23 protein-coding genes are annotated in these 26,774 nt (G+C 72.5%); 18 read left to right on the top strand and 5 right to left on the bottom strand.

What is annotated here, in order from left to right:
* Positions 1 to 75: 75 nt before the first annotated feature.
* Positions 76 to 645: a WHG domain-containing protein gene (locus tag AB0L65_RS31310; RefSeq protein WP_364252353.1), complete on the bottom strand. Its 570-nt coding sequence runs from the start codon at positions 643 to 645 to the stop codon at positions 76 to 78.
* Between the two features lie 68 nt (positions 646 to 713).
* Between AB0L65_RS31310 and AB0L65_RS31305 the strand changes: the two genes are divergently transcribed.
* On the top strand, positions 714 to 1,205 hold the full coding sequence (locus tag AB0L65_RS31305) for an FBP domain-containing protein (RefSeq protein WP_350733021.1): 492 nt from the start codon (positions 714 to 716) through the stop codon (positions 1,203 to 1,205).
* On the opposite strand, the gene AB0L65_RS31300 is transcribed toward AB0L65_RS31305, so the two are convergent.
* The gene (locus AB0L65_RS31300; protein WP_364252349.1) at positions 1,137 to 1,898 is read right to left on the bottom strand and encodes a TetR/AcrR family transcriptional regulator; all 762 of its coding nucleotides are present in this window, start codon (positions 1,896 to 1,898) and stop codon (positions 1,137 to 1,139) included. The genes AB0L65_RS31305 and AB0L65_RS31300 overlap by 69 nt on opposite strands.
* A 79-nt stretch (positions 1,899 to 1,977) precedes the next feature.
* Between AB0L65_RS31300 and AB0L65_RS31295 the strand changes: the two genes are divergently transcribed.
* The 4 genes from AB0L65_RS31295 to AB0L65_RS31280 all read left to right on the top strand — a co-directional run bounded on the left by AB0L65_RS31295 (position 1,978) and on the right by AB0L65_RS31280 (position 7,707).
* Positions 1,978 to 2,910, top strand: coding sequence for an MBL fold metallo-hydrolase (locus tag AB0L65_RS31295; RefSeq protein WP_364252346.1), 933 nt, complete (start codon positions 1,978 to 1,980; stop codon positions 2,908 to 2,910).
* Positions 2,911 to 3,172: 262 nt separating this feature from the next.
* Positions 3,173 to 3,583, top strand: a complete 411-nt coding sequence (locus AB0L65_RS31290) for a hypothetical protein (protein WP_364252343.1) — start codon at positions 3,173 to 3,175, stop codon at positions 3,581 to 3,583.
* Between the two features lie 323 nt (positions 3,584 to 3,906).
* Positions 3,907 to 5,538 carry a phospholipase A2 gene (locus AB0L65_RS31285; protein WP_364252340.1) on the top strand — a complete coding sequence of 544 codons (1,632 nt, stop codon included), beginning with the start codon at positions 3,907 to 3,909 and terminating at the stop codon, positions 5,536 to 5,538.
* Between the two features lie 138 nt (positions 5,539 to 5,676).
* Positions 5,677 to 7,707: a S8 family serine peptidase gene (locus AB0L65_RS31280; RefSeq protein WP_364252337.1), complete on the top strand. Its 2,031-nt coding sequence runs from the start codon at positions 5,677 to 5,679 to the stop codon at positions 7,705 to 7,707.
* On the opposite strand, the gene AB0L65_RS31275 is transcribed toward AB0L65_RS31280, so the two are convergent.
* On the bottom strand, positions 7,697 to 9,100 hold the full coding sequence (locus AB0L65_RS31275; RefSeq protein ID WP_364252334.1) for a PLP-dependent aminotransferase family protein: 1,404 nt from the start codon (positions 9,098 to 9,100) through the stop codon (positions 7,697 to 7,699). The two genes, AB0L65_RS31280 and AB0L65_RS31275, sit on opposite strands and share 11 nt — an antisense overlap.
* An 82-nt stretch (positions 9,101 to 9,182) precedes the next feature.
* On the opposite strand from AB0L65_RS31275, the gene AB0L65_RS31270 reads away from it, so the two are divergent.
* On the top strand, positions 9,183 to 10,331 hold the full coding sequence (locus AB0L65_RS31270; protein WP_364252331.1) for an aminotransferase class V-fold PLP-dependent enzyme: 1,149 nt from the start codon (positions 9,183 to 9,185) through the stop codon (positions 10,329 to 10,331).
* Between the two features lie 16 nt (positions 10,332 to 10,347).
* On the opposite strand, the gene AB0L65_RS31265 is transcribed toward AB0L65_RS31270, so the two are convergent.
* Positions 10,348 to 11,328 carry an aldo/keto reductase gene (locus AB0L65_RS31265; RefSeq protein WP_350733034.1) on the bottom strand — a complete coding sequence of 327 codons (981 nt, stop codon included), beginning with the start codon at positions 11,326 to 11,328 and terminating at the stop codon, positions 10,348 to 10,350.
* 188 nt (positions 11,329 to 11,516) lie between these two features.
* On the opposite strand from AB0L65_RS31265, the gene AB0L65_RS31260 reads away from it, so the two are divergent.
* The 12 genes from AB0L65_RS31260 to AB0L65_RS31205 all read left to right on the top strand — a co-directional run bounded on the left by AB0L65_RS31260 (position 11,517) and on the right by AB0L65_RS31205 (position 23,762).
* On the top strand, positions 11,517 to 12,404 hold the full coding sequence (locus AB0L65_RS31260) for a helix-turn-helix transcriptional regulator (protein ID WP_364252328.1): 888 nt from the start codon (positions 11,517 to 11,519) through the stop codon (positions 12,402 to 12,404).
* 100 nt (positions 12,405 to 12,504) lie between these two features.
* A complete protein-coding gene (locus AB0L65_RS31255) occupies positions 12,505 to 12,822 on the top strand; it encodes a carboxymuconolactone decarboxylase family protein (protein ID WP_350733037.1) in 318 nt (105 codons plus the stop codon).
* Between the two features lie 154 nt (positions 12,823 to 12,976).
* Positions 12,977 to 13,456, top strand: coding sequence for an Rrf2 family transcriptional regulator (locus AB0L65_RS31250; RefSeq protein WP_364252325.1), 480 nt, complete (start codon positions 12,977 to 12,979; stop codon positions 13,454 to 13,456).
* Between the two features lie 86 nt (positions 13,457 to 13,542).
* Positions 13,543 to 13,980, top strand: coding sequence for a carboxymuconolactone decarboxylase family protein (locus AB0L65_RS31245; protein ID WP_364252322.1), 438 nt, complete (start codon positions 13,543 to 13,545; stop codon positions 13,978 to 13,980).
* A gap of 38 nt (positions 13,981 to 14,018) precedes the next feature.
* Positions 14,019 to 14,795: an SDR family oxidoreductase gene (locus AB0L65_RS31240; RefSeq protein ID WP_364252319.1), complete on the top strand. Its 777-nt coding sequence runs from the start codon at positions 14,019 to 14,021 to the stop codon at positions 14,793 to 14,795.
* Between the two features lie 75 nt (positions 14,796 to 14,870).
* Positions 14,871 to 16,166: a hypothetical protein gene (locus tag AB0L65_RS31235; protein ID WP_364252316.1), complete on the top strand. Its 1,296-nt coding sequence runs from the start codon at positions 14,871 to 14,873 to the stop codon at positions 16,164 to 16,166.
* A 115-nt stretch (positions 16,167 to 16,281) separates the two neighbouring features.
* Entirely contained in the window at positions 16,282 to 17,226 is a 945-nt protein-coding gene (locus tag AB0L65_RS31230; protein WP_364252313.1) for an NAD(P)H-binding protein, read from the top strand.
* A gap of 13 nt (positions 17,227 to 17,239) precedes the next feature.
* On the top strand, positions 17,240 to 17,944 hold the full coding sequence (locus AB0L65_RS31225; RefSeq protein WP_364252310.1) for a GNAT family N-acetyltransferase: 705 nt from the start codon (positions 17,240 to 17,242) through the stop codon (positions 17,942 to 17,944).
* A 79-nt stretch (positions 17,945 to 18,023) separates the two neighbouring features.
* The gene (locus AB0L65_RS31220; protein WP_350733046.1) at positions 18,024 to 18,551 is read left to right on the top strand and encodes a PadR family transcriptional regulator; all 528 of its coding nucleotides are present in this window, start codon (positions 18,024 to 18,026) and stop codon (positions 18,549 to 18,551) included.
* A complete protein-coding gene (locus AB0L65_RS31215) occupies positions 18,548 to 19,240 on the top strand; it encodes an ABC transporter ATP-binding protein (RefSeq protein ID WP_364252307.1) in 693 nt (230 codons plus the stop codon). Before AB0L65_RS31220 ends, AB0L65_RS31215 begins: the two co-directional genes overlap by 4 nt.
* Positions 19,237 to 21,450 carry an FtsX-like permease family protein gene (locus AB0L65_RS31210; RefSeq protein ID WP_364252304.1) on the top strand — a complete coding sequence of 738 codons (2,214 nt, stop codon included), beginning with the start codon at positions 19,237 to 19,239 and terminating at the stop codon, positions 21,448 to 21,450. Before AB0L65_RS31215 ends, AB0L65_RS31210 begins: the two co-directional genes overlap by 4 nt.
* 8 nt (positions 21,451 to 21,458) lie before the next feature.
* A complete protein-coding gene (locus AB0L65_RS31205) occupies positions 21,459 to 23,762 on the top strand; it encodes a penicillin acylase family protein (protein WP_364252301.1) in 2,304 nt (767 codons plus the stop codon).
* Positions 23,763 to 23,790: 28 nt separating this feature from the next.
* On the opposite strand, the gene AB0L65_RS31200 is transcribed toward AB0L65_RS31205, so the two are convergent.
* Positions 23,791 to 26,616 carry a BTAD domain-containing putative transcriptional regulator gene (locus tag AB0L65_RS31200; RefSeq protein WP_364252298.1) on the bottom strand — a complete coding sequence of 942 codons (2,826 nt, stop codon included), beginning with the start codon at positions 26,614 to 26,616 and terminating at the stop codon, positions 23,791 to 23,793.
* Positions 26,617 to 26,774 lie beyond the last annotated feature (158 nt).

Below are 26,774 nucleotides of genomic sequence, written 5' to 3'. Positions count from 1 at the left end.
CTCCTTACAGCGACTGCTCTTCGCACGACACTCGGCGCAGAAGCTATATATCCGCCACAGGGCCGCTACAGAGCTTCAGGCTCCCGGCCAGTTTCTGAGCAGGACGTCCAGCGCGTCCAGGGCCCTGGACCACGACACGTCGGCGCTGCGCGGGTGGGTGGCAAACCGGCCCGTCGTCTCCAGGGACACGTATCCATGGAAAGTGCCGCCCAGCAGCCGTATCGCGTCCGTCTGGTCGGGATCCGACAGGTCGTAGCCGCGCAGGAGCGCCCGCGCCAGCTCCGCGTGCCGGCCCGCCGCGCTGGTGGCCGCCGTCACCGGGTCGAGTTCGAGCTGCGCGGCGGCGTACCTGCCCGGGTGCTCCTTCGCGTAGTCCCGGTAGGCGTTGGCGAAGGCCACCAGCGCCTCCTTGCCCGCCCGGCCGGCCAGCGCGGCGGCGACCCTGTCGGCGAGCTCCCCCAGGGCCAGCTCCCGCACCCTGAACCGCAGGTCCTGCGCGTCCTTGACGTGCGCGTACAGGGCCGCGGGCTTGACCCCGAACCCGCGCGCGAGCGCCGAGACGGTCACGTTCTGGAAGCCGATCTCATCGGCCAGGTCCGCCGCCGCGCTGGTCAGCCGCTCCGGGGTCACTCCCGCCCGCGCCATGCGCCCACCTTTCTTACACCCTTTAAGTATTTGCATAATAGCCTTAAGGAGAGCTAGCCTCGCCGCCCATGAGACCAGTCACCGAGCGGGACATCCGCACATCGTTCATCAACTGCTCCAAGGGCGAGACCCAGCGCCTCAGCATGCCCCGGGACTTCACGCAGAGCCCCTGGGAAGACCTCGACTTCCTCGGGTGGCGAGATCCGGGCGCGCCCGAACGCGCCTACCTGGTGGCCGAACGCGACGGCTCCTTCGTCGGGATCGCGCTCCGGGTGACGTCCGGCACGTCGCGCGGCTTCACCTCGCGCAGCATGTGCTCGCTGTGCCTGACCATGCACACCAGCGGCGGCGTCGCGCTGATGACCGCGCGCCGGACCGGCGAGGCCGGCCGTCAGGGCAACTCGGTCGGGCAGTATCTGTGCACCGACCTCGACTGCTCCCTGTACGTACGCGGCAAGAAGAAGGCCGCGGGCGACGGGGCCATCGACGAGTCACTCAGCCTGCCGGAGAAGGTCGCCCGCACCCGGGCCAACCTGTTCGCCTTCCTGGCCAAGGTGTGACCGGCGGCGGTCGGTGTGCGTGGTGTGGACGGCGGGCCAGCCCTCGGAGGGGGCGGGCTCCTGGCACAGGCCGTTGAGGGTGGCGCGGATGACGCGTTCGGCCTGGAGGTCGAAGGCCCGGGCGTCGTCGACGCGGATCAGGCCGTCGATGAGCAGGACCGCGAGGCCGTGGATGGGCGCCCAGACGACGAACTCGGCCCCCGGGCGCGACGCCGCCGGGAGGGCGCCGAGGTCGGCGAGGCGGTCGAGCTCGGCTGTCAGGACGTCGTGCGGGTGGGGCGAGACGCGGGAGTCCGGGCCGGTGGCGCCGGCCCCGAAGACGAGGCGGGCCACGGCCGGGTCCTCGACCGCCCAGTGCAGGTAACCGCGACCGAGGGCGATCAGGCGCCGCAGAGGATCGGCGGTCTCGCCGACGGGCACCCGCGGGCCGGCACCTGCACCGCTCAGCTCGCCGGCCTGTTCGCAGGCGTCCGCTAGGAGGTCGCCGAGGCGGGAGAGGATCCGTTCGGACAGGGCACGGACGAGCGTGTCGCGCGAGGCGAAGTGGTGGTAGGCGGCGCTGGGACTGACGCCGACCCGGGCGGAGGCCTCGCGTAGCGACCAGCCGTCGGCCCCGCGCTCGCGCACAAGCCCTTCGGCGGCGTCCAGGAGCGCCGCTCGCAGGTCGCCGTGGTGGTAACGCGCCTTGGCCATGAGCCGATCTTAACACCGATCAGATCCGTGTTACGCTGCGCGAAAAGCCATCTCAACACTGTTCAGATTGGAGTGGGTCATGTGCCCCACCGCGTCTTCGCCGTCCGCCGGACAGAGCGTCGTGCCGGACGTCCGGCAGAGCCCGCCACCGATCGTGCGGGGCGAGCCGGTCGAGGTGGCCGACGGCGTGTACGTCATCCCTGACGGCCGCGTCGAACTCGTCCCCAACGTGGGCATCGTCGTGGGCGAGCGGGCCGCGCTGGTGATCGACACCGGCATGGGACCCCGCAACGGCGCCCACGTCCTGGAACAGGCCCGCCTCCTGGCCGGCGACCGGCGCCTGTACCTGACCGTCACCCACTTCCACCCCGAGCACGGCTTCGGCGCGCAGGCCTTCCAGGGGGCCGCGACCATCGTCTACAACGCCGCCCAGCGCGCCGAGCTGCGCCGCAAGGGCGCGGCCTACCTCGACATGTTCAAGGGGCTGAGCCCCGCCGTAGCGGCCGAGCTCCAGGACGTCACCCTCGTCGACCCCGACCTCGTCTACGACGGCGAGGCGGAGCTCGACCTCGGCGGCCGGACCGCGGTCCTGCGCACCGCCGGCCCGGCGCACACCGCCTCCGACCAGATCATCCTCGTCGACGACCGCATCCTCTTCGGCGGCGACCTGTTCGAGACCCGCATCTTCCCGATCACCCCGTACCTCCCGCCCCATGACGTCGACGTCGACGGCGCCCGCTGGATCGACGTCCTCGACCGGCTCATCGGCCTCTCCCCCGAGGTCGTCGTCCCCGGCCACGGCGAGGTGACCGACGCCTCCCTGCTCCACGACGTCCGCGACTACCTCGCCTACGTCCGCGCCGAGGCGGCCCGCCTGCGTGCCTCCGGCGCCTCCGAGGAGGAGACCGCGGCGGCGATCGACCAGGCCGCCCGCGCCCGCTGGACCACCTGGGAGCGTCCCGAGTGGATCGGCTTCGCCGCCCGCGCCTTCTACCACGAGGCCGCCTCATAACGTCTGGACCTGCGGCGGCGCCGGGCACGGAGCACAGGCTGCACCTCGTTCGGGGCGTACGTGGGAAAGACTCGCTGGTCCGGTGGCCGGCGTGCTGATCGCCCATCGCGCGCCGTCACCGGATCCCCACGAGGTCGTCCATCAAGCCTGCCCCCAGCCGCGCCTCCCGGGAGCGCGGACGGCACCGTCTCCCCCAGCGGGACCGCCTGCACGAGATCGACGCGCCACGCAGCGGGGTGCTCCCGGCCTCCGCGCACACCGGGTGGCGCAGTCGCAGTTCTCGCACTACTTCGTCGCGGGCATGGCGCTGTGCGTCGTCCGGCGGCGTCGAGTTCGCCGGCAGGGTCGCCGATCCCACACCGAGATCGCTTCAGGCGTCGTGGCGACCGTCATCATCGCGATGACCCTGGTCGCGCTGCGCGTCACGCGCGGCCTGGGGCGGCCCAGGTTCGTGATCGCCGGGGCCCTGACCTATCCGCTCCACCTGGTCCATGCGTACGCCGGCTTCATCGCCTTCACCAGGCTCGGCGACCCGGCGCCGCCATACGGCACGATGGCGCTGACGGGCGCGCTCGCGTACGCCATTCACACCCTCGTCGAACGCCCGCCGACCCCGGCGCCGAAGCGAGCATCGACCCCCGGGGGCAATGGCGCGGCAATCCCCCACAGATAATGGTCGGCGGCACCGCCATAAAATCGCTACATTACCGCCATACGAATTCAGCAGCGCATCGGTCCATCTTGATCAGATACCTCATAAGGGCACCATAAATTCACCCGGAAAGCCGCTCTGGCCTGGGATTACGCGAGCGCCGGTAGTGTCTGTAAATGCGGGTTCGTCGAACGCGTCACCGCTTACCGAAGGGCGCGGAGGGTGCGACTCCGAATGCGATTTGAGCACCGATCTGAATGGCTGTCCAGACCCTTGTGGAGTGAATTCCGATCATCTACTGTCCAGGTGATCAAATCACTCACCCGCGCACTCGGGAGGCCCAATTGCGCCGATTAACGACCGCCGTCGCCCTTTCGGCGGTGCTGATCCCCTTCCTCTCTCCCGAGGCCTCCGCCTCCGCCTCCACCGTCGCCGTCGCCGATCCGCCTCCGGCCGAGGTTCAGGAGGTCGGCCCCGGTCAGTACTTCGCCGACTCCGGCACCTTCAAGATCGCCGAATCGGACGTGTCCTTCGCCGCGATCGGCCGCCGGCACGGCGTGGCCGCCGCCAACGGTGATCTGGCCCGGCCGCAGTCGGCCCCCGCCACCCGCCCCGAGCTGGCCGTCTTCGGGCCCGGTTGGCAAGGGGAGTTCCTCGGCGGGGCGATCAACCGGAAGCTGGAGGTCCAGAACGGCGCCGTCGTCATCACGGACCTGGAAGAAGGGGGTTCGACCCGCTACGACCTGAAGAGCAGCGTCTCGCTGCCGGGCGGCGGCGGCATCAACACCTACGAGGACGCCACCGGCGCCAAGCTCACCGAGACGACCAAGTGGGACGCGACCGCCGGCGCGATGCGTACCACGATGGCCGAGGCGATCACGGTGGATCCGACCACCCAGGACGCCGGTGACGACACCTTCACCGACGCCAACGGCAACCCCGTCAGCGCGGCCGACCTCAAGTTCAACTACACCTGGGCGCAGCCGGCGGGCCTGCAGAGCACCGACACCTGGCGGGTGACCAGCGTCGGCACCACCGCGTACGGCAAGTCGACGGTCGGCTACGACACCCAGGGCCGCATCAGCACCATCAAGGAACCGGCCGGGGCCGAAGCCCCCGAGACCACCCTCGCGTTCACCTACGCCACGTCGACCACGGCCGGCACCTCCTCGCTCGGCGACTTCACGGGCCGGCTCAAGGAGGTCGCGGTCACCCTCGGCACCGAGGCGCCGCAGATCGCGGCCCACTACGCGTACGACCTGTCCGGGCTGCTGCGCACGGTGTCCGACCCCAGTGACGGCACCACCCAGGCGACCTACGCCTACGACGAGATCGGCCGCCTGACGTCGATCGACTCGCGCAGCAACGGCGCGTGGCAGCTGAGCTTCCCGGCGGGCAGCGCGGTCCCCCAGGCGACCTCCGTCGACGCCGACCGGCCGACCGCCGACACGCCGATCGAGGGCTCGGGAGGGATCCCCAGCCCCGTGACCCCGGAGCCGCCGCCGGGCGACTTCATCCCTGGTGGCATCGACGGCACGCAGGCCTATCCGAAGTACTGCCCCACGGCCAAGGACTGGATGTGGTGGACCAAGATCGGCTGCATGGCCTACGCGGCGCACTACGGCTGGCACAGCCCGAGCTGGAAGCGGACCGCCAGCGGCTTCAAGGTCATGGGCATCAACCACGATCACTGCACGCAGGCTCCGGACCGCCCCAGCGGCTTCGACTACCGGCCGGCCTGTGACTCCCACGATTACGGGTACGGGCTGATCGGCAACACGTACAAGAAGTACAAGTACTACCTCGACCGCAGCCGCAAGGCCGACGTGGACAACAGGTTCTACATCACGCTGCGCGACAAGGTGTGCGGCGGCTACTTCATCCTGGTCCGCGGGGCCTGCCGGCGGATCGCCCTCGTCTACTGGGCCGCCGTCCGCGTCAAGGGCAACCCCAAGAACGGCGCGAACGCGACGTAACCACTCGCTGTGACCCCAGAGGCCGGACGGCGGGATCGATCGCCGTCCGGCCACCCCCTCATGTCGGCGTCGTCACCATGGAACTCTTCACGTAAGGCGCGATATGTCATGAAATTTCCGGTCTTATCCTGTGTCATCGTGGCATTCGCGGCCACGACGCTCGTGAGCGTGCCGGCCCACGCGGCCTCGGCCAACCTGGAGCAGCAGACCACCCAGCAGACCACCGCGGCGGCGCCGACGGTGGAGCCCGAGCTGCGCACCAAGCTGGCCGCCGGCGGCAAACTCCGGGTGAACGTGGTCACCAAGTCCCGGACCGACCTGCCCGACGCCTCCGCCAACGGCCAGGTCCTGCAGACCTCCTCCCGCTTCCCCATGGTCACCCTGCGCGTGGACGCGGCGGCCGTGGACCGCCTGTCCAAGCTCGCCAACGTGGTCAGCGTCACCGAGGACAAGCCCGTACCCCCGGTGCTGGCCCAGAGCATCCCCCTGATCGGCGGGGACCGCACCCGCGCCGCGGGCATGACCGGCGCCGGCAGCGTCGTCGCCGTCCTGGACACCGGCGTCGCCGTCAACCACCCCTTCCTGGGCAGCCGCGTCCTCGAAGAGGCCTGCTTCTCCCCCGTCGACGCCGACTACTCGGCCACCAGCCTGTGCCCCGACGGCAACGCCGAGCAGGAAGGACCCGGCTCGGCCGACACCGACACCGGCCCCTGCGCCGACGTCGCCCTCGACTGCGACCACGGCACCCACGTGGCCGGCATCGCCATCGGCAACGGCCAGAACGTCACCGGAGCCCCGCCCGCCGGCGTCGCCCCCGCCGCCGAACTCGTCGCCATCCAGGTCTTCAGCAAGTTCACCTCCGAGGACTTCTGCGGCGCCGGCGCGGCCCCCTGCGTGCTCAGTTTCACCAGCGCCCAGATCGCCGGCCTGGAGAAGGTCCTGGAACTGCAGGAGGGCGGCACCCCCATCGTGGCCGCCAACCTCAGCCTCGGCAGCGGCCGCTACACCGCCGCCTGCGACTCCGACCCCCGCAAACCCGCCATCGACGCCCTCCTGGCGGCCGGCGTGGCCACCGTCATCGCCTCCGGCAACAACGGCTACGGCGACGGCATCAGCGCGCCGGCCTGCGTCTCCTCGGCCATCGCCGTCGGCAGCACCACCGACACGGACACCCCGTCCACGTTCAGCAACCGCGGCACCCTGCTGGACCTGTTCGCCCCGGGCACGGACATCGTCTCCTCCATCCCCGGCAACAAGTACGCCTCCATGAGCGGCACCTCCATGGCCGCCCCCCACGTCACCGGCGCCCTGGCCGTGATGCGCCAGGCCCAGCCCACCACCGCCGTCTCCCAGCTGGTGACCACCCTGAAGACCACCGGCAAGGTCATCACCTACACCGGCGCCACCACCCCCCGCATCCAGCTCGACACCGCCGTGCTCGGCACCACCAACCCCACCCCGGACCCCGACGCGGACCCCTGGCCGCTGCCCAACTACACCAACGGGACCGACTACGCCATCCCCGACCACGGCTACGTGGAATCGAAGATCGTGGTCAACGACCTCATCGGCAGCGCACCCGCCAACATCGAGGTCTACATCGACATCCACCACACCTGGCGCGGCGAGATCAAGGCCGACCTGATCGCCCCGGACGGCAAGGTCTATCCGCTGCGGGCGCCCGCCCCCAACGACAGCGCCGACATCATCCACGAGACCTATCACATCAACGCCAGCGCCTCCCCGGTGAAGGGCACCTGGAAACTGCGCGCCCAGGACGTCGAATGGCTCGACACCGGCTACATCGACAGCTGGACCATCAGGCTGCCCTGCTTCGGCGCGTGGGACGACGTGCCCATCCCCGATCCCGGCAGCGCGGACTCCCAGATCGTGGTCGGCTGGCTCTCCGGCAACGCCCCCTCCAACGTGACCGTCTACGTCGAGATCAACCACACCTGGCGCGGCGACCTCAAGCTCGACCTGGTCGCCCCGGACGGCAAGGTCTACCCGCTACGGGCCCCGGCACCCAAGGACGACGCCGACGTCCTGAACGAGACCTATCACGTCAACGCCAGCACATCACCAGCCAGCGGCAGCTGGAAACTCCGCGTCGAAGACGTCACATCCGGCGACAAGGGCTACATCAACGGATGGACGCTCACCCAATGAGGGAACGCGGCGGCCCGCCGAGCCGCCGCGCACCCTCGACCAGCTCGGCGACGTCGGCGGCCGCCGCGAAGCCGAGCCGCAGGTAGCCGCCCGGAGCCTCCGCGGCGAAGTAGTCGCCGCCCGCGCTGATGACCACACCCCGCGCCCGCGCCGCCTCGACGGCGGCGTGGTCGTGGCCCGCGCTCATCCGCACCCACAGGTGCAGCCCTCCGGTGGGGATCTGCCCGGGCACCCAGCCGGGGACCTCGCGGGCGAGCGCGGTGACCAGCGCGGCGCAGCGTTCGCGCAGCGCGTGGGCCAGGGCACGCAGGTGCCGGTCCCAGGCCGGGGTGCTGAGCAGCTCGACGGCCGCCTCCTGGAGGGGGCGCGCGATGAAGAAGTCGTCGACCCGCCGCATCGCGCGCAGCCGTTCCATCACCGGGCCCCTGGCGATGACCGCGCCGATGCGCAGGCTGGGCGAGGCGGGCTTGGTCAGGGAGCTCACGTGGACCACGGTGCCGTCGCGGTCGTCGGCGACGAGCGCGCGGGGCACCGGCGCGCCGTGCCCGAGGTGGCGCGCGAAGTCGTCCTCGACCAGGAAGGCGCCGGCCGCGCGGGCCACGTCGACCACCTGCCGGCGACGCTCGGGCGAGAGAACGGCGCCGGTCGGGTTGTGGAAGGTCGGCTGGCAGTACAGCAGCCGGGCCCCGGTCGTGGCGAAGGCGTCGGCCAGCAGGTCGGGCCGGATGCCGTCGCCGTCCAGAGGCACGGGTACGGGGCGCAGCCCCGCCGCGCGGGCGGCCACCAGCGCGCCCGGATAGGTGGGCGATTCGACCAGGATCGGGCTGCCGGGCGCGGCGATGGCACGGAACACCATGGAAAGGGCGCTCTGCCCGCCGCTGGTGATCAGCACGTCGTCGGAGCCGACGTCGCCGCCGGCCTGTCTGGCGAAGATCGTACGCAACGGCGCCAGGCCGGCCACCGGAGCGCGATCCCACGCGTCCGGGCGGCGCGCCGCGCGGGCCAGAGCGGCGGCCAGCGCCTTGACCGGCTGCAGGGAGCTGTGCAGGTAGCCGCCGGCCATCGTGATGGCGCCGGGCGGCGGGCCGAGCAGCTCGCCCGCCGTCAGCGCGGGCATGCTGCGGTCCGCGAGCACGACCGTCTGCCAGGAGGTGTCCCCCACGCCGTCGGCGGACCGGTCGCGGCGCGCCGCGACGAAGGTGCCGCTGCCCGGCCGGGTGACCACCGCCCCCTCGGCGGCCAGCAGGGCGAAGGCCCGCGTCACCGTCACGGGGCTCACTCCGTGACGGCGCACCAGGTCGCGGGCACTGGGCAGCCGGTCGCCCGCGGCCAGCCCGGCGATCTCCGCCCGCAGGCTCGTGACGAGAGCCTCAGTAATGTTACTCTCGGACATGAGAGACAAGAGTAACGCTTTTCACTTTTCCCCGGAAACGCTTCGGTCCCTTCGTGCCGACACCCCGGGCTGCGAATCGGTGGTGCACTTCAACAACGCCGGCTGCGGCCTGCTGGCCAGGCCGGTGCTCGAGGCGATGCTCTCCCACCTGCGGCTCGAAGCGGCCATCGGCGGATACGAGGCGGCCGCGGCCCGGCAGGCGGAGGTCCGCGACTTCTACGCCGCGACGGCCGGGCTCCTCAACTGCTCCCCCGAGAACGTCGCCTTCGCCGGGAGCGCGACCGACGCCTACACCAGGGCGCTGTCCGCCATCCCGTTCGAGCGTGGCGACGTCATCCTCACCACGCGCAACGACTTCATCTCCAACCAGATCGCCTTCCTGTCCCTGCGCAAGAGGTTCGGCGTCGAGATCGTGCACGCGCCGGACCACGCCGACGGCAGCGGCGTCGACGTCGAGGAGATGGCGGCGCTCATGCGCGCGCGGCGGCCCCGGCTGGTCGCCGTGACCCACGTGCCCACCAACTCCGGCCTGGTCCAGCCGGTCGCCGAGATCGGCCGCCACTGCCGAGAGCTGGAGCTGCTGTATCTCGTGGACGCCTGCCAGACGGTCGGCCAGTACGAGATCGACGTCGAGGAGATCGGCTGCGACCTGCTCACCGCCACGTGCCGCAAGTTCCTGCGCGGCCCGCGCGGCTCGGGCTTCCTGTACGTCTCCGACCGGGTCCTGCGCGCCGGCTACGAGCCGCTGTTCATCGACATGTACGGCGCCCGCTGGGTCGAGCCGGGGCGCTACCGCCCGGTCGAGACCGCCGCGCGCTTCGAGGACTGGGAGTTCCCCTACTCGGCCGTGATCGGCAGCGCGGTGGCCACCAGGTACGCCCTCCAGGTAGGCGTGCGCCGCATCGCCGAGCGCACGCCCGCGCTCGCGGCCCGGCTGCGCGACCGGCTGGCGGGCGTCCCCGGCGTCCGGCTCCTCGATGGCGGCACGCGACCGGCGGCCCTGGTCACCTTCGAGATCGAAGGCTGGCAGCCGCAGCCCTTCAAGGAGGCCATGGACGCGCGGGGGATCAACTCCGCCCTCAGCTTCCGCGAGTTCGCCCAGTACGACTTCGGCGACAAGGACGTGGAGTGGGCCCTTCGCCTGTCACCGCACTACTACAACACCGAGGAGGAGGTGGACCGGGTCGCCGCCGCGGTCGCCGAGCTCAGCCTCACCGCCGCCCGGCGGTGAGGCCGAGGGCCCGCGCTCAGAAGTACGTGGGCAGGCGGGGCGTGTAGTGCTCCTCCAGTGACGTGACCTCGTCGTCGGTGAGCTTGACGTCCAGCGCCGCGACCGCGTCCGCCAGATGGCGCGCCTTCGTGGCGCCCACGATGGGCGCGCTGACGACCGGGTTGTTCAGCACCCAGGCCATGGCCACCTGCGCCATCGAGACGCCACGCGCCTGCGCGATCCGCTGGACGGCGTCCACGATGGCCTTGTCGCCCTCCAGGAACAGCGGCCGGCCCTGGCGGTCGGTCGTCGGGTTGGTCGCGGCGCGGCTGGTGCCCTTCTCCCCCCAGGGACGGGCGAGCAGCCCCGCGGCGAGCGGGCTCCACGGCATGCCGCCCACGCCCTGGTCCGCGAGCAGGCCGAACATCTCCCGCTCCTCCTCCCGCTGGACCAAGCTGTACTGGTCCTGCATGGAGACAAACCGGCTCCACCCGTTCGCCTGCGCGACGTGCTGCATCGTGGCGAACTGCCAGGCCCACATCGACGAGGCGCCGATGTAGCGGGCCTTGCCGGCCTTGACGACGTCGTGCAGGGCCTCCATCGTCTCCTCCACCGGCGTCTCCGGGTCGAAACGGTGGATCTGGTAGAGGTCGACGTAGTCCGTGCCGAGGCGGCTCAGGGAGGCGTCGATCTGCTCCATGATCGCCTTACGGGACAGCCCGGCGCCGCCGGGGCCCTGGTGAATCGGGAAGAACACCTTGGTCGCCAGGACGATGTCGTCGCGGCGCGTGTACTTCTTCAGCGCGCGCCCGACGATCTCCTCCGACGCGCCCATCCCGTAGACGTTGGCGGTGTCCCAGAAGGTGACGCCGAGCTCGACCGCCTGCCGGAAGATCGGCTCGGCCCCCTCGTCGTCGAGCGCCCACGGCGTCCACTCCCCGGACACCCCGAAGCTCATGCAGCCGAGCGCGATCCGGCTCACCTTCAGGCCCGACGACCCCAGACGGGTGTACTCCATTTGCTATCTCTTTCCTCGCGAAACCGCAGTTCGACGGGGAGGCGGCCGCCCCCACCGGGGGAGGACACCTCCTCGACCGTCCATCCTGCGCGCGGCGGGCGCGCGCTGGCAGGGCGGGCTGTTCGGGGGTGTGACAGGGCCCCCCAACGCAGCCGCCGCGCAGGTCAGTGCCCGGCAGACTGGAAGGTATGGCACGTGAGCAGCGGGACGGCAGCGGCGGCAGCGAGCTGGGACGTTTCCTGCGCGCACGCCGCACCCAGGTGACCCCGGGCGAGGTCGGCCTGACGGTCGGCCCGGGCCCGCGGCGCACCCCCGGCCTGCGGCGCGAGGAGCTGGCCACCCTGGCCGGGGTCAGCGTCGACTACTACATCAGGCTGGAGCGCGGCAGGGAGACCCGGCCCAGCCCGGCCGTCGTCGACGCCCTGGCCCGCGCGCTTCTGCTGGACGAGATCGAGCACGAGCACCTGCGCAGCCTGGCCGCGCGCGCCGCCCGCACCGCTCCCGAGCCGCCGGCCGCGCCCGGCCGGACCGTCCGGCCCGGGGTCAAGCTGCTGCTGGAGAGCCTGCGGCCCTACCCCGCGTACGTGGGCAGCCGCACCGGCGACCTGCTCGCCCACACCCCCGCCGGGCTGCGGTTGTTCGCCGGGATGGACAGCTGGCCGGCCAGGCAGCGCAACATCGCCCGTTACGTCTTCCTCCACCCTTCGGCCCGCGAGCTGTTCCACGACTGGGACAACCAGATCCGCGGCTGCGTCGCCAGGCTGCGGGCCCTGGCCGGCACCGACCCGGACGCGCCCGACCTGACCAACCTCGCCGGGGAGCTCCTGCTCAAGAGCCCGGAGTTCGCCCGCCTGTGGGAACGCTACGACGTGCGCGGCCACGTACAAGGGCGCAAGACCTTCCACCACCCCGAGGTCGGCGACCTCACCCTCGGCTACCAGTCCATGCTGCTGGAGGGCACCCCCGGCCACCGGCTGATGACCTACTACGCCGAGCCCGGCACCCCCGAGTACGACGCGATCGTCCTGCTGGACCTGCTCGCCTCCGAGCGCGCCACCACGCTCCCCTCCATGTGACCCGAGGGAGGCCCTGTCACTCCCCCGAACAGCGCGGTCTGCCACCCGGCCGGCACGAACGCCAGGGTGGACGCGACGAGCGAACCTTCGTGAGGAGAACATGATGTCCGCTGAGCCCACACCCGCCCAGCGCCTGATCGGCGACTTCGCGCCGAAACTGGTCGAGCTGACCGACGAGGTGCTGTTCGGCGACGTCTGGGAACGTCCCGGCCTGTCGCCCCGCGACCGCAGCCTGATCACCATATCCGCGCTGGTGGCGCTGTACCGCACCGGCCAGCTCGAATCCCACCTGCGCCGAGGGCTGGACAACGGCCTGACCGAGGACGAGCTCGTCGAGGCGATCACCCACCTGGCGTTCTACGCCGGCTGGCCCAACGCCATGACGGCGATCACCACCCTGAAGGAGATGCACCGATGACCGCTTGGACGAGCGACGAGCTCACCGCGATCGAGAACGCGGAGGAACTGGATCTGGCCTCCAGGCGCGGCGACCGCGCCGCGACGATCAGGCTCGTGCCCGGCTCCTGACTTGCCCATCCAGATCTAGACGTTTAATATCCAGGATTATGCGGATGAGCGAGGGCGTGGAGTGGGCCCTGCACAGCTGCCTGAACCTGACGTGGGTCGAGCAGGACGAGGCCATGACCGCCGCCCGGCTGGCGGCGTTCTACGAGCTGCCCACGGCGTACCTGAACAAGCAGCTTCAGGCGCTGGCGCGGGCGGGCATCGTCACCTCCACCCCCGGCCCGCGGGGCGGGTTCCGGCTGGCCCGCGCGCCCGAGCGCATCACGCTGCTCGACGTGGTCACCGCGATCGAGGGGCCGGGCGAGGCCTTCCGCTGCGAGGAGGTGCTGCGGAAGGGGCCGGACGGGCGGCCGGACGTCGACTACCGCAAGGCGTGCTTCGTCTCGCAGGCCATGCGGCGGGCCGAGCTCGCCTGGCGCAAGGAGCTGGCCGGCCAGACGCTGGCCGACATCAAGGCGACGGTGGAGCGCCACTCCCCCGGCACGCCCGCGGCCACCCGCGACTGGTTCGCGAGCCGCCGCCCCTGAACAGCCCTGTCCCCTGAGCAGCCCTGCCGCTCGGGTAATTCTGGATATCAAATATCCAGACCATCCAGATATAAGGAGATCCAGCAATGCGCATGAGCATCCGCAAGCCCGCCGCCGACGGCCTCAAGGCGATGTACGCGCTGGAGGCGTACATCAACGCCGCCCCCGTCCCCCGCGCCACCCTCGACCTGCTGCGGTTGCGCGTCAGCCAGATCAACGGCTGCGGCTTCTGCGTGGACATGCACGCCCGCGAGGCCCGGGAGGCGGGCGTGCAGGACCGGCGCGTCAACGCGGTCGCGGCCTGGCGGGACACGCCGTTCTTCTCCGACGGGGAACGCGCCGCCCTCGCGCTCGCGGAGGCGGCCACGCGGGTCGCCGACAACCCCGACGGCGTCCCCGACACGGTGTGGCAGGAGGCCGCGGCCCACTACGACGAGGAGGCGCTGGCCGCCCTGGTCATGGCGATCTCGGCGATCAACGCCTGGAACCGCATCAACATCACCCTCCGCAACGCCCCGGCCTAGCGCCTAGCTATTGAGCAAACGCTTGGTAGAGTCAGGGCGTGCTGCTCGATGACAAGGTCGCGGTCGTCACCGGGGCGGGCCCCGGGCTGGGGCGGACCCTGGCGCGCCTGCTGAGCGAGGAGGGCGCCAGGGTCGTCGTGGCCGCCCGCACCGCGGCCACCGTCGAGCGGACCGCCGCCGAGGTGCCGGGCGCGCTGGCCGTGCCCGCCGACGTGACCAGGACGGAGGACGTACGGCGGCTCGCCGGCACCGTGATCGACCGCTTCGGCCGGGTGGACGTGCTGGTCAACGCCGCCTTCCCCGGATCGCACCGCAGGAACGTGCTCGACATGTCCGACGACGACCTCGAGGCCTGGCGCGCGGCCGTCGAGACGGGCGGCTACGGCACCCTGCTGGCCTGCAGGTTCATCGCGCCGCACATGGTGGCCCAGGGTTCCGGCTCGATCGTCAACATCACCTCCATGTCCTCCCGCACGGGCTACGCGGGCCGCAGCGACTACGCCGCGGGCAAGGCCGCCGCGCACCTGCTGTCCCACTGCCTCGCCGACGAGCTCGGCCCGCACGGGGTCCGGGTCAACTGCGTCGCCCCCGGCTGGATCGCCAGTGACGTGCTCGACGACTGGATGCGCGCGCGGGCCGCGGCGGAAGGCGTGCCGTTCGAGGAGATCCTCGCCCGCGACGTCTCGGCGATGGCGCTGCGCCGCATCGCCACCGAGGAGGACGTGGCCCGCGCCGTCCTCTACCTCGCCTCCGACCACGCCAAGGCCCTCACCGGCGCCACCATCGACGTCAACGGCGGCCAGCTGTTCACGTAAAACACGATCTTGTCTGTGGCCCCGGAAGTGATCACACTCAGGTTCGAAGCCCGGCGTCGAACGAGGAGCACCTCCATGACCACCCCTTTGACCTGGCTCGTACGGATAGGTGCCGCGTGCGTCCTGGCCGCGCCCGCGCTGTCGCCCGGCGCCGCGTCGGCCCTGACCACGGCCACGGCAACGGCAACGGCCACGGCACCACTCCAGCCCCTGAGCCTGACGGGCCTCGACCTGCGCGCCGGATCCGACCCGTACACCGTGCCGCTCACGGCGGAGTACGAGCAGGTGGGCATCGGCGGGGCGCTCACCGGGACCGACCGCGTCGCGCTGCCCGGCAACGAGGACCCCGGCTGCGCCGCCCGGGCGGCCTATCTGCCGCGCGTGCCGGTCCGCTCCTGGTTCTGCTGGCCCACCGCCGCCCAGGGCGACAAGGCGGACCTCCCGCACTCCCCCTGGGTGCCGCAGGGGCTGGCCACCTCGGGCGAGGCCCAGCTCGACGGCACCCCGATCGGCGGCGACCACCGGGCGCTCATCACCAGCTGGGTCTGGCTGAACTCCCCCGACCCGGACAACCCCGACTACCGCACCAACTCCGTGAACCTGTCGGTGGTCGACCTCGACGACCGCCGCTACCGCAACGTCCTGCCCGTGTGGGTCGACGGCCAGGGGAAGCTGCGGCGCGTGTACGGGCACGGCGGCGGCCTGGCCTGGTACGGCCCCTACCTGTTCATGACCTCCAGCACCAACTGGAACGGCTACTCGGGCCCCGACTCCACGTACAACACCATCCGGGTGTTCGACACCCGCAAGATCTACCGCAAGCGGGACGGGAGCGGCGGCGACTACAAGTACGTCATCCCCGAGGTGCGCCACTACATCACCCCCATCCGCCTGGACTACGTCTCCCTGGACCGCCACAGCTCCGGCGGCGCCAGCCTGATCACCGGAACCTACAAGGCCTCCAGCGGCTCCACGGGCTCCCCGGCCGGCACCAAACTGGTCCGCTACCGGTTCCAGCCGCCCCCGGACGGCGACTACCGGCTCATCAACGCGCCCGTGCAGGCCTGGGTGTCCACCGTCCCGGCCGACCCGGCCGACGCCATCAGCGACGTGCAAGGCGTCCAGTCCGACGGCGACCTCCTCTACATCAACATGGCGGCCGGCGCGCACCCCGGCCCCGACCCCAGGAGACGCTTCGCCACCGTGAACGTCGCCACGACGCCCCGGACGATCAGCGCCCACACGAGCTGGGCGTACCGGCCGGAGGACCTGTCGCAGTGGTACGCCACCGGCGAGCTGTGGGGGCTCACCGAGGGCGAGGAGGAACGGGTCGTCTTCTCCGTCGCCATCGCCGACGTCGATCCCTCCTGAACTCGGCACCACTGGCGAAATCTTGATGGTCCCGGATTAACGACATCGCCATCCGCCGGGCGTCCCGGTGGAGGAATCGTCCCGAGTTTGCTGGGGTGGGTCCGGGAGGTGACCGATGCCCCAGGACAGACCGATTCTCGTCACGGGCGCCGCCGGCAGCGTCGGAGCGGTCGGCCGGACCGTCGTGGAGACGCTGCGGCGTCAGGGGCTCCCGGTCCGGGCGCTCGTCCATTGCGAGGACGAGCGCGCCGAGGCGCTGCGGGCCACGGGGGCCGAGGTCGTCGTCGCCGACATGACGCGCGCCGCCGACGTCGTCCCCGCCATGCACGGTGTCGGCCGGGTGTTCTTCAGCATGAGCGTCTCGCCGTCGTACCTGGAGGGCGCGGTCACCATGGCGACCGTGGCCCGCCAGACCGCCGGCATCGGGGCGTTCGTCAACCTCTCGCAGATGACCGTCTCCGGGATGACCACCACGAGCGCGGAGGAGTCACGCCAGCAGCGGCTGCACTGGCTCGCCGAGCAGGCGCTCACCTGGTCCGGGCTGCCGCTGGTCGTCGTCCGGCCCACGGTCTTCCTCGAACACCCGTTCTTCACCCTCTTCGCCGCCGCCTCCATAGCCGAGCGGGACGAGATCCGGCTGCCGTTCGGGGGCGCGCGGACCTCTCCGGTCGCGGCGGGCGACGTGGCGGAGGTCGTCGCGACCATCCTGGCCGCCCCGTCGCCGCACGTCGGCAAGGTGTACGAGCTCACCGGCCCGCGCTCGGAGGACATGAACGCCGTGGCAGCCGAGTACTCCGAGGCCCTGGGGCGGCGCATCACGTATGTGGACATGCCGCTGAAGGAGTGGATCGAGCGGGACCTCCGCAAGGCGAAGCTGCCGAACCACGTGGCCGAGCACATCTCCACCATGGCGCGGCTGCACGCGCGGGGCCGCTACGCCCGCGTGACCCACGACGTCGAGACCATCACCGGACGGCCGGCGACGAGCGTCAAGAACTTCGTCGCCGGTCACGCGGCCCTCTTCGGCGGCACCCGGGTTGGCCCAGGGGGCCTGCGGTAGCGATCATCGGAGGATGCCGAGAAGTGCGCTGGACCGGGCGCGTGACCTGTGGGCGGCCCTGGCCGGTACCCCCGTCACGTTCCCCGTGGGCGGGGACGTGAAGGTCGTGATCTCGCCCGGGTCGTCGTTGTGCCCACCGGGCTGGACGGGCGTCGTCGCGCTGAGCGGGGCGATCCTGGCCACCGTGCCCGGCGCCAGCCTGGCCGAGTCGGTGCGGAGCGCCCTGCTCAACCTCGGCGACGCGGGCCTCGCCCGGCTCCCGGACCTCCTGCCGGTCCTGGACGTCCTGGGCCCGGCGACACTCGCCTACCTCGACGCCGGTGACTTCGTCGCCGCCCCACCCGTCGCCGAGGTCGAACGCCTGCCGGCCGATCACCCCGCGGTCCGGGCCCTGCTGGCCTCGGTGCCGGAGGAGGAGGCGGACGAGTCAGGCCTGGAGGAGATCGCCTCGGCCGCCTACGCCGTCCGCGAGGGCGGGGACGTCATCGCCGCCGCCGGCTTCCGCCCCTGGCTGGACACGGCCGCGCACGTGAGCGTGCTGACCGCGCCGCGGTGGCGCGGCCGGGGGCTGGCCCGCCTGGCGGCCTCCGCGGCGGTCGCCGACGCGCTGGCGATCGGGCTGCTGCCGCAGTGGCGGGCACGTCCGGAGCCGTCGCGGCGCGTCGCCCGCGCGCTCGGCTTCCGCGAGCACGGCGCGCAGATCAGCATCCGCCTCTAGGACCGCCCACGAACCGAAGATCCGGCGAGCTCGGCCGTTTATACGCCGCGGATATACCCTCAGAGTATAGTCTCCGGGCATGAGCGTTCCCCTTGCGCTGCTCGGACTCCTGGAGCGGGAGCCGAGCCATGGTTACGACCTGAAACGCGACTACGACACCTACTTCGGCGGGGGCAAGTCCCTGCCGTTCGGCCAGGTGTACTCCACGCTCGCCCGCCTGGTCAGGGACGGCAAGATCGCCGCCGGGCAGAGCGAGCCGGGCGACGGCCCCGACCGCAAGCGCTATGCCATCACCCCGGTCGGCCGGAGCGAGGTCGAGAGGTGGCTGGCCGAGCCGGTCGAGGCCGAGCCGTACCTGCAGACGGTGCTGTTCACGAAGGTCGTGCTGGCTCTGATGCTGGGCCGCGACGCGGCGGGCTACCTCGACGCCCAGCGCGCCACGCATCTGCGGCGCATGCGGGAGCTGTCCGAGATCAAGCGCGGCGGCGCGCTGATCGACACGCTCCTCGCCGACCATGCCCTGTTCCGGCTGGAGGCCGACCTGCGGTGGATCGACGTCACCCAGGCCAGGCTGGGGGCGCTGGCGGAAACGGTGCGCGAACGATGATCGTCAACGCTCTGCTGCGGGCCGAGGGCATCAGCCGCTCCTTCGGCAGCACGCCCGCGCTGCGGGAGGCCGGCCTGTCGGTGGCCGCGGGCGAGGTCCTGGCCATCATGGGGCCCAGCGGTTCCGGCAAGTCGACGCTGCTGCACTGCCTGGCCGGGATCTTCACCCCGGACACCGGCGAGGTGTGGTTCGACGGGCGGCGGCTCGACACGCTGGACGACGGCCGCCGCAGCGAGCTGCGGCGCACCGCCTTCGGGTTCGTCTTCCAGTTCGGCCAGCTCGTGCCCGAGCTGACGGTGGCCGACAACGTGGCGCTGCCGCTGCTGCTCGGCCGTACCGGACGCAAGCAGGCGTACGCGCGGGCCGCGGCCTGGCTGGAGCGGCTGGAGCTGGCCGGGCTGGGCGGCCGGCGTACCGGGGAGCTGTCGGGCGGGCAGGCGCAGCGGGTGGCCATCGCGCGGGCGCTGGTGACGGGGCCGCGCGTGATCTTCGCCGACGAGCCGACCGGCGCGCTCGACTCGCTCACCGGCGAGCACGTGATGAACCTGCTGGTGGGCCTGGCCCGCGAGGAGGGCGCCACCGTGATCGTGGTGACGCACGACGCCCGGGTGGCCGCCTGCGCCGACCGCGAGGTCGTGGTGCGCGACGGCAAGGTGACCGACCCGTACGCCGGCGGGGTCCTCCGATGATCTCGCTGGGGCTGCGGCTGTCGCTGCGCAGCGGCAGGGAGACGGCGGCCCGGCTGGCGCTGATCGTGGCCGGGGTGGCGGTCGGCGTCGCGGTGCTGCTGGCGACGTTGTCGCTGTTCAACGCCTTCCAGGCCACCGGTGACCGGCCCTGCTGGGAGTGCGCGCGCGGCACGGCGCCCAGCGGCTGGGCCCTGGACGCCACCGGCGACGGCGCCCTGTGGAACCTCCGCGAGGACTTCTACGCGGGCCGGACGATCACCAGGCTCGACGCCGCCGCGCTCGGCGGCCGGGCGCCGGTCATCCCCGGACTGTCCCGCATGCCCGGCCCCGGCCAGTACTACGCCTCGCCCGCGCTGGCCCGGCTCCTGGACTCGGCGCCGCGCGAGCAACTCGCCGCCCGCTTCCCCGGAACGCGGGCGGGCCTGATCGGCCGGGCCGCGCTGGCCGGGCCCGACGAGCTGGTCATCGTGGTGGGCGGGACGCCGCAGCAGGTCGCCGCCATGATCGGCACCCGGCGGGTCGACACTCTCGCCACCGAGCCGGCGGTCGACCAGAGCGCGGACGTCTACCGGTTCGGGTTCGGCATCGCCGCCGTCGGGCTGATCGTCCCGCTGCTGGTGCTGGTGGGCACCGCCACCCGGCTGGCCGCCGCCCGCCGCGAGACGCGCTTCGCGGCGATCCGGCTGGTCGGCGCCACCTCCCGGCAGATCAACATCCTCGCCGCGGTGGACGCCGCGCTGGGCGCGCTGCTCGGCGCGCTGGCCGGCGTCGTGCTCTTCCAGCTCGTACGGCCGGTCGTGGCCGGGATCCGGATCACCGGTTCGCGCTTCTTCCCCGAGCTGGCCGTCCCGAGCCTCTGGCAGTACGCGGCCGTGCTCGCCTGCGTGCCCGTCGTCGCGGCGGCCGCCTCCCTGTGGTCGCTGCGCCGGGTGCGGATCTCACCGCTCGGCGTGGCCAGGAAGGCCGCCCCGCCGCCGCCGAGAGCGTGGCGGGTGATCCCGCTGCTCGCCGGGCTGGGGCTGCTCGCGGGTCCGGCGTTCAAGGACGGCAAACCCGATACCCTGCTCGCCAACGCGGGGATCGCGCTCACCATGGCCGGGCTCGTGCTGGCCGGGCCGTGGCTGACGATGCTCGGCGCGCGCCTGGCCGCCCGGCTGACCCGCGGCGCGGCGACGCTGCTGGCCGCGCAGCGCCTGGCCGCCGACCCGAAGACCGCGTTCAGGTCGGTGAGCGGGCTGGTGCTGGCGGTGTTCATCGGGACGACGATCGCGGCCCTCGTGCCCACGGTGGTCGCGGGCCAGCGGGCCGTGGCCGGCGGCACGCTCAACGACGTGCTGGGCGCCACGCTCTGGCGGCCGGGCATCGCGAGCCTGTCACCGCGGGCGGCGGCGGACCTGCTCGCCCAGGTACGCGCCCAGCCCGGCGTGGACGTGCTGCCGATCTACGCCAGGGCGGACCTGGAGAGCCTGCGCCCGCCGCCCGACGGCTCGCCGCCCGCGACCTCCGTCGTCGAGTGCTCGAACCTGGCCCGCTTCCCCGTGCTCGGCCGGTGCCCCGCGGGCGCGCAGGCCGTGCTGGGCCGGTTCGACCGCGTCGTCGGCGCCGACAATCCCCTCACCATCGACAAGCTCCTCCCGCTGGCCGGACCGGCCAGCGAGTCCGCCTCCGCCGCCGGGCTCGATCTGATGGCAGTCATGATCCGTACGGGCGACGCGGCGACGCTGGAGCGGCTGCGCACCCTGGTGGCCGGCTACTCCGCGCAGGCGCCGATGACCTTCGCCGAGGTCGCCCAGGTCAGGGCCGACCTGTACACCAGGGCGGAGAGCATCGCGCTGGCCATGGTCGCGCTCACCCTGGTCGCGGGCGGGTGCAGCCTCGTGGTGGCGGTCGGCGGCGGCCTGGTGGAGCGCAGGCAGCCGTTCACGCTGCTGCGGCTGGCCGGCACGCCCACGCGGACCCTCGCCACGGTGGTGCTGCTGGAGTCGGCGCTGCCGCTCGTCCTGGCCGCCGTGCTCGCCGCCGGCGCCGGCTTCGCCGTGGCCGAGCCGCTCATCGGCCAGCTCGCGATGAAGGGCGCCTCGCTCGCGATGCCCGGGCCGGTCTACTTCGCCTCCCTCGGCGGCGGCCTGGCCGCCTCCCTCCTGGTGATCCTCACCGCCCTCCCGCTGCTCAGGCGCATGACCGCGCCCGACAACGCGCGTTTCGAATAGGAGTTGCGATGAAGCTGAAACCGGCCGCGCTGATCGCGCTGGCCCTGGTCGCCGCCGTCATGGTGGTGGTGCGCACCGACGCGCCGGCCCTGGCGGACGACGGCCGCTACGCCGCCGAGATCCGGCGCACCGAGTACGGCATTCCCCACATATCCGCCAAGGACTACGGCGGGCTCGGATTCGGATACGGTTACGCCTTCGCGCAGGACAACCTCTGCGTGCTGGCCTCCTGGGTGGTGACGTTACGGGGCGAGCGGTCCCGGTACTTCGGCCCCCAGGCGAAGTCCGACGACCCGGTCCGCCCGGTCGCCAACCTGGTCAGCGACGTCTACTACAAGAGCGTCGCCGACACCGGCGCGGTGCCGCGGCTGCTGGCCCGGCGATCGCCGCTGGGCCCGACCGACGAGCTGCGCCGGCTCGTGGACGGCTACGTCGCCGGATACAACCGCTACCTGGAGCAGACCGGCGTGGCGAACCTGCCGGATCCCACCTGCCGGGGCAAGGCCTGGGTCGGCCCCATCACCGCGACCGACCTGTGGAACAACCTGCTCGACCTCAGCCGGATGACCGGCATCGCCGGGATGAAGGAGTACGTCGTCGGGGAAGCCGAGGCCGAAGGGCCGGAGCGCAGGCCCGCCGCGGGCAGCAACGCCTGGGCGCTCGGCCGCCGGGCGACCCGCGACGGCCACGGCATGGTGCTGGCCGACCCGCACTTCCCCTGGAACGGGATCCGCCGCTTCTACCAGGTGCAGCTGACCATCCCCGGCGTGCTCGACGTCTCCGGCGGCAGCCTGTACGGCACGCCGGTCGTCGAGATCGGCCACAACGCGACCACGGCCTGGACCCACACGGTCTCCCACGCCCAGCGGTTCACCCTCTACCGGCTCGACCTCGTGGACCGCACCAGCTACCGGGTGGACGGCCGGACCGAGCCGATGGGGCGCCAGGAGGTGCAGGTCACCCTCCAGGACGGCACCGTCGTGGACCACACGCTCTACACCTCGCGCTACGGCCCGGTGCTGGCCGCCGGGCAGACCGGCAAGGTCGCCTACGCGCTGGCCGACGCCAACGCCGACAACCTGCGCGCGGCCGACGAGTGGCTGGCGATGGCCAGGGCCCGGAACCTCACCCAGCTGCGCGCCGCCCAGAACACCTACCAGGGCATGCCGTTCGTCCACACGCTCGCCACCGACGTCGGCGGGAGCGCCTACTTCGCCGACACCTCGATGGTCCCCCACGTCACCGACGCCCAGGCGGAGCGCTGCGGCAAGCCCTCCCCCATCCCGGGCCTGGAGGAGTACGTCCTGGACGGCTCGACCTCCGCGTGCCTGTGGGGCAGGGACCGCGACGCCGTCGTGCCCGGCGTCTTCGGGCCCGGCGGCCGGCCGAGGCTGACCCGCGCCGACTACGTGGCCAACTCCAACAACACCTTCTGGATGACGAACCCGTCGGCGCCGCTGACCGGCTACCCGCGCGCGTTCGGCAAGGCGCGTACCGATCTGGAGCCGCGCCCGCGCGTCAGCCTGGACATGATCGCCCAGCGGCTGTCCGGCGCCGACGGGCTCGGCGCTCCCGGCTTCACCCTGGAGACGCTGCAGGCGAGCGTGCAGGGCAAGCGCAATCACACCTTCGAGCTCATGCGCCCGGACCTGCCGAAGCTGTGCCGTGACAGCACCCTGACCACGTCCGGCGGCAAGCCGGTGGACGTGCGCGAGGCCTGCCGGACGCTGCTCAAGTGGAACGGGCGGGCCACCCTGGACGGCCAGGGGGCCATCCTGTGGCGCGAGTTCTTCGAGCGGCTGGGGCAGCCCACCAAGCCGGGAGAGCCCGTCTACAGCCCGTGGCGGGTGCCGTTCGATCCCGCGCGCCCGCTGGCCACCCCCCGGGGTCTCAAGAGCGACGACCCGGTGGTACGGCGAGCCCTGGCCGACGCCGTGGCCGCCTTCCAGGCCGGCGGCATCCCCCTGACGCTCACCCCGGGCCAGGCGCAGCGCTACTCCTCGATCCCGATCCCCGGCTGCACCGAAGGGGAGGGCTGCTTCGACCGGGTACGCATGCGCGGCATCCTCGGCGCGGACGGGCGCTACCCGGAGGTGGACACCGGTTCGACCTTCATGATGGCCGTCGAGCTCACCCCCGCCGGGCCGCGTACGCGGACCATCCTCACCTATTCGCTCTCGGCCGATCCCAGCTCGCCGCACCACACCGACCAGACGGTCCTGTTCTCGCGTGGCCAGTGGGTCACCGAGCGGTTCACCGAGGCCGAGATCGCCGCCGACCCGAAGCTGAGGACCTCCACCGTGCGCGGGTGATCCGGCCGGCGGGGACCTCACCGAGCCTTCAGCGGTCCTCGGTGAGGCCGAGGCGGGCGGCGAGCCTGCTCCGTACCGGATCGTCGCCGGGCCGGTCGAGCTCGTCGAGGATGTCCAGCGCGGCCCGCCACTCCCGGCGGGCCGCCGCCTCGTCACCGGCGGACCGGTGGGTGTCGCCGAGGTTGAGCAGGCACGCCGCCTCCTCCCCGCGGTCCCCCACCTCCCGGAACAGCCGCAGAGCGTGCCGGTAGCGGCCGGCGGCCCGGTCGTGGTCGCCGGCGCGGTGGTGGGCGTAGCCCAGGCTGTCCAGGGCGGCCGCCTGGCCGTACGGGTCGCCGAGCGACTCGAACAGGGCCACGGCCTGCTCGCAGTGGTCGACGGCCTCGCGGTGGTGCCCGAGTTCGGCGTGCTCCCAGCCGACGGAGTTGAGGATGTCGGCGGTGCTGCTCTTGTCGCCCAGGTCCCGGTAGAGCTCGAGTGCCCGCTGGGCGTGCGCGAGGGCCTCGCCGTGCCGCTCCTGAGCGCTGAACACCATGGTGAGGCTGTGGTTCGCGCGGGCCTGGAGCGCCAGGTCGCCGAGCCGGGTGGACAGGTCGAGCGCGTGATCGAGCTGGACGCGGGCGTCGTCGTAGCGGCCGAGCCGCAGATGGGTGCGGGCGATGATCTGGTGCGCCCGGCACTGCCCGACGAGGTCGTCCTGGTCCCGGGCGGCGTCCAGGGCGGCCTGCTGCGTGGTGAGGATGTCCTGCCGGCGCCCCTGACGGTTGAGATAGTCGGCCAGCGACCAGGCCAGCTGCCAGGCGTGCGTGGCCAGCCCGGCGTCGGCGGCCCGCCTGACCGCCCACAGCAGCGCCTGGATCTCGGCGGCGAGCCAGTCGGCGGCCTGCTGGTGGTCGCGCAGGACGACCGGGGCGGCGCCGGGGGCCAGGGGTTCGGTCAGCTGGATCGCCCGCCGGTTCGGGTAGAACAGCAGGGCCGCCGCGTGCGCGGTGTGCAGGTAGTGGTCCAGCAGGCGGCGCAGCGCCGCGTCGCGCTCGGCCTCGGTGTCCTCGGCGTACACCCGTTCGGCCGCGTAGTCGCGCAGCAGGTCGTGGAGGGCGAAGCGGCCGGGAGCGTGCTCGGTGACCAGGTGCGCGCGGACCAGCCCGGCCATGGGCCGCCGGGCGTCGGTGCCCAGGAGGCCCGCCGCGGCGGGCGGCGGGATGTCCGGTCCCGGGTGCAGGGCCAGTAATCGGAACAGCCGGGCCGCCTCCGGCTCCAGCGCGCGGTACGAGGCGGCGAACACGGTCCGCAGATCGGCCGACAGCTCGCCGGCGTCCAGCGCGTCGAGCCGGGTGGACTCCGCGCGCAGCTCCTCGGCCAGGGACGCGAGCGGGAGCCACGGGCTCATCAGGGCGCGGGCCGCGATGATGCTCAGCGCCAGCGGCAGCCCGGCACAGCGCTCCACCAGGGCGGCCACGGCCTCCGGCTCGGCGTCCACCCGCTCGGGCCCCAGGTGGTGCACCAGCAGCCGGCGGGCTTCGGCGGCGTCGAGCACGTCCAGCGGCACGTGGCGGGCGTCATGGCCGGCGATCAGCCCGGGGAGCTGGTTGCGGCTGGTGACCAGCACGGTGCAGGAGGGCGTGCCCGGCAGCAGCGGGACGACCTGAGCGGTGTCGCGGGCGTTGTCGAGCACGATCAGCAGGCGTTTGCGGGCCGTCAGGCTGCGGTAGAGCGCGGTCTGCTCCTCCGGCCGCTGCGGGACGGCGGCGGGATCCGCGCCGAGCGCGCCGATCAGCAGGCGCAGGGCCGTCTCCACCGGCATCGGCGCGTTCCCGGCGTCGAATCCGCGCAGGTCCAGGTAGATCTGCCCGTCCGGGAAGCGGTCCACATGGTGGTGCGCCCAGTACAGGGCCAGCCAGGTCTTGCCGATGCCGCCGTACCCGCCGATGGCGGAGATCATCGCCACCCGGTCCCTGCCGTCGCCGGTCAGCGCGTCGTCCAGGGTGGCAAGCTCGCGCGGGCGTCCGACGAACACCGGCGGCGGCGCGGGCAACTGGCGCGGCACCATGATCCCGGCGGGTGGAGGCGTGGGCGCGGGAGGCGCGGGAGACACGGGGGCGGACTCGGCGGGGGCGGGCGCCACCGCGGAGGTGAGCATCTGGTGGTGCAGGAGCCGCAGGTCGGGGCCGGGATCCACACCGAGGTCGGCGGCCAGCCGCTTGCGGATCCGCTCGTACTGCTGGAAGGCCTCGCCCTGGCGGCCGCTGCGGTACAGGGCGAGGATCAGCTGGGCGGCCGGCCGCTCGTCCAGCGGGTGCTCGGCCGCCAGGGACTCCAGGGTGCCGAGGAGCGCGGCGTGGCCGCCGCGGCGCAGCCGTACGTCGTGGTAGGCCAGGCGCGCGGCCAGCCGCTCGCCCTGCAGGACGTGCCGCTGGGCCCCCGCCCACGAGGTGTCCAGGTCGGCGAAGGGCTCGCCGCGCCACAGGTCCAGCGCCTGCTCGTACAGGCGTTCGGCGGTGGCGTCGTCGCTCGTGCGGGCCCGGTTCCGCAGGTCACGGAAGCGGTGCAGGTCCACCGCACCCTCGTCGGCCCGCAGCAGGTAGCCGCCGCCGCTGCGGCGGATGCCGCCGTCCCAGGCCGCCGGCAGGGACGTGCGCAGCCGCGACAGGTAGCTCTGCAGGGTCGCGGTCGGCCGTCGGGGCGGATCCTCCCCCCACACGCAGTCGGTCAGCTGGTCGAGGGACACCGGCTGGTTGACCTTCACCAGCAGCGCCGCCAGCACGCTTCGCTGCCTGGCCGGCCCCAGCTCGATCGCCTGGCCGTCGGCCCAGGCGCAGATCTCCCCCAGCACGCCGAAATCGACTCGTAGCACTCAGCCCTCCAGAGACCGGCTCATCATCCGGGGGTCGCGACCCCGTCTGGATGCTCGCATGCCGCGGGGCGCCCCGCACCACCGCTCGCGCGAGTGGAGCAAGGGGTCGTGCGCTCTGGGTAGTTATACTCGGTAGATATACCCCAATATGAACAATT

It is taken from the genome of Nonomuraea sp. NPDC052116 (assembly GCF_040680035.1).
Lineage (GTDB): Bacteria > Actinomycetota > Actinomycetes > Streptosporangiales > Streptosporangiaceae > Nonomuraea > Nonomuraea angiospora_A.
Note: the sequence above shows the minus strand (reverse complement) of the source record. Positions and strands in the feature narration are given on the sequence as shown.

Excerpts from the sequence above, each read along its gene's own strand:
- AB0L65_RS31230 (WP_364252313.1), top strand. The coding sequence starts at position 16,282 with ATGCCCCAGGACAGACCGATTCTCGTCACGGGCGCCGCCGGCAGCGTC.
- AB0L65_RS31275 (WP_364252334.1), bottom strand. The coding sequence starts at position 9,100 with ATGTCCGAGAGTAACATTACTGAGGCTCTCGTCACGAGCCTGCGGGCG.
- AB0L65_RS31300 (WP_364252349.1), bottom strand. The coding sequence starts at position 1,898 with ATGGCCAAGGCGCGTTACCACCACGGCGACCTGCGAGCGGCGCTCCTG.
- AB0L65_RS31295 (WP_364252346.1), top strand. The coding sequence starts at position 1,978 with ATGTGCCCCACCGCGTCTTCGCCGTCCGCCGGACAGAGCGTCGTGCCG.
- AB0L65_RS31220 (WP_350733046.1), top strand. The coding sequence starts at position 18,024 with ATGAGCGTTCCCCTTGCGCTGCTCGGACTCCTGGAGCGGGAGCCGAGC.
- AB0L65_RS31310 (WP_364252353.1), bottom strand. The coding sequence starts at position 645 with ATGGCGCGGGCGGGAGTGACCCCGGAGCGGCTGACCAGCGCGGCGGCG.
- AB0L65_RS31305 (WP_350733021.1), top strand. The coding sequence starts at position 714 with ATGAGACCAGTCACCGAGCGGGACATCCGCACATCGTTCATCAACTGC.
- AB0L65_RS31210 (WP_364252304.1), top strand. The coding sequence starts at position 19,237 with ATGATCTCGCTGGGGCTGCGGCTGTCGCTGCGCAGCGGCAGGGAGACG.
- AB0L65_RS31260 (WP_364252328.1), top strand. The coding sequence starts at position 11,517 with ATGGCACGTGAGCAGCGGGACGGCAGCGGCGGCAGCGAGCTGGGACGT.
- AB0L65_RS31215 (WP_364252307.1), top strand. The coding sequence starts at position 18,548 with ATGATCGTCAACGCTCTGCTGCGGGCCGAGGGCATCAGCCGCTCCTTC.
- AB0L65_RS31255 (WP_350733037.1), top strand. The coding sequence starts at position 12,505 with ATGATGTCCGCTGAGCCCACACCCGCCCAGCGCCTGATCGGCGACTTC.
- AB0L65_RS31205 (WP_364252301.1), top strand. The coding sequence starts at position 21,459 with ATGAAGCTGAAACCGGCCGCGCTGATCGCGCTGGCCCTGGTCGCCGCC.
- AB0L65_RS31235 (WP_364252316.1), top strand. The coding sequence starts at position 14,871 with ATGACCACCCCTTTGACCTGGCTCGTACGGATAGGTGCCGCGTGCGTC.
- AB0L65_RS31250 (WP_364252325.1), top strand. The coding sequence starts at position 12,977 with ATGAGCGAGGGCGTGGAGTGGGCCCTGCACAGCTGCCTGAACCTGACG.
- AB0L65_RS31265 (WP_350733034.1), bottom strand. The coding sequence starts at position 11,328 with ATGGAGTACACCCGTCTGGGGTCGTCGGGCCTGAAGGTGAGCCGGATC.
- AB0L65_RS31245 (WP_364252322.1), top strand. The coding sequence starts at position 13,543 with ATGCGCATGAGCATCCGCAAGCCCGCCGCCGACGGCCTCAAGGCGATG.
- AB0L65_RS31225 (WP_364252310.1), top strand. The coding sequence starts at position 17,240 with ATGCCGAGAAGTGCGCTGGACCGGGCGCGTGACCTGTGGGCGGCCCTG.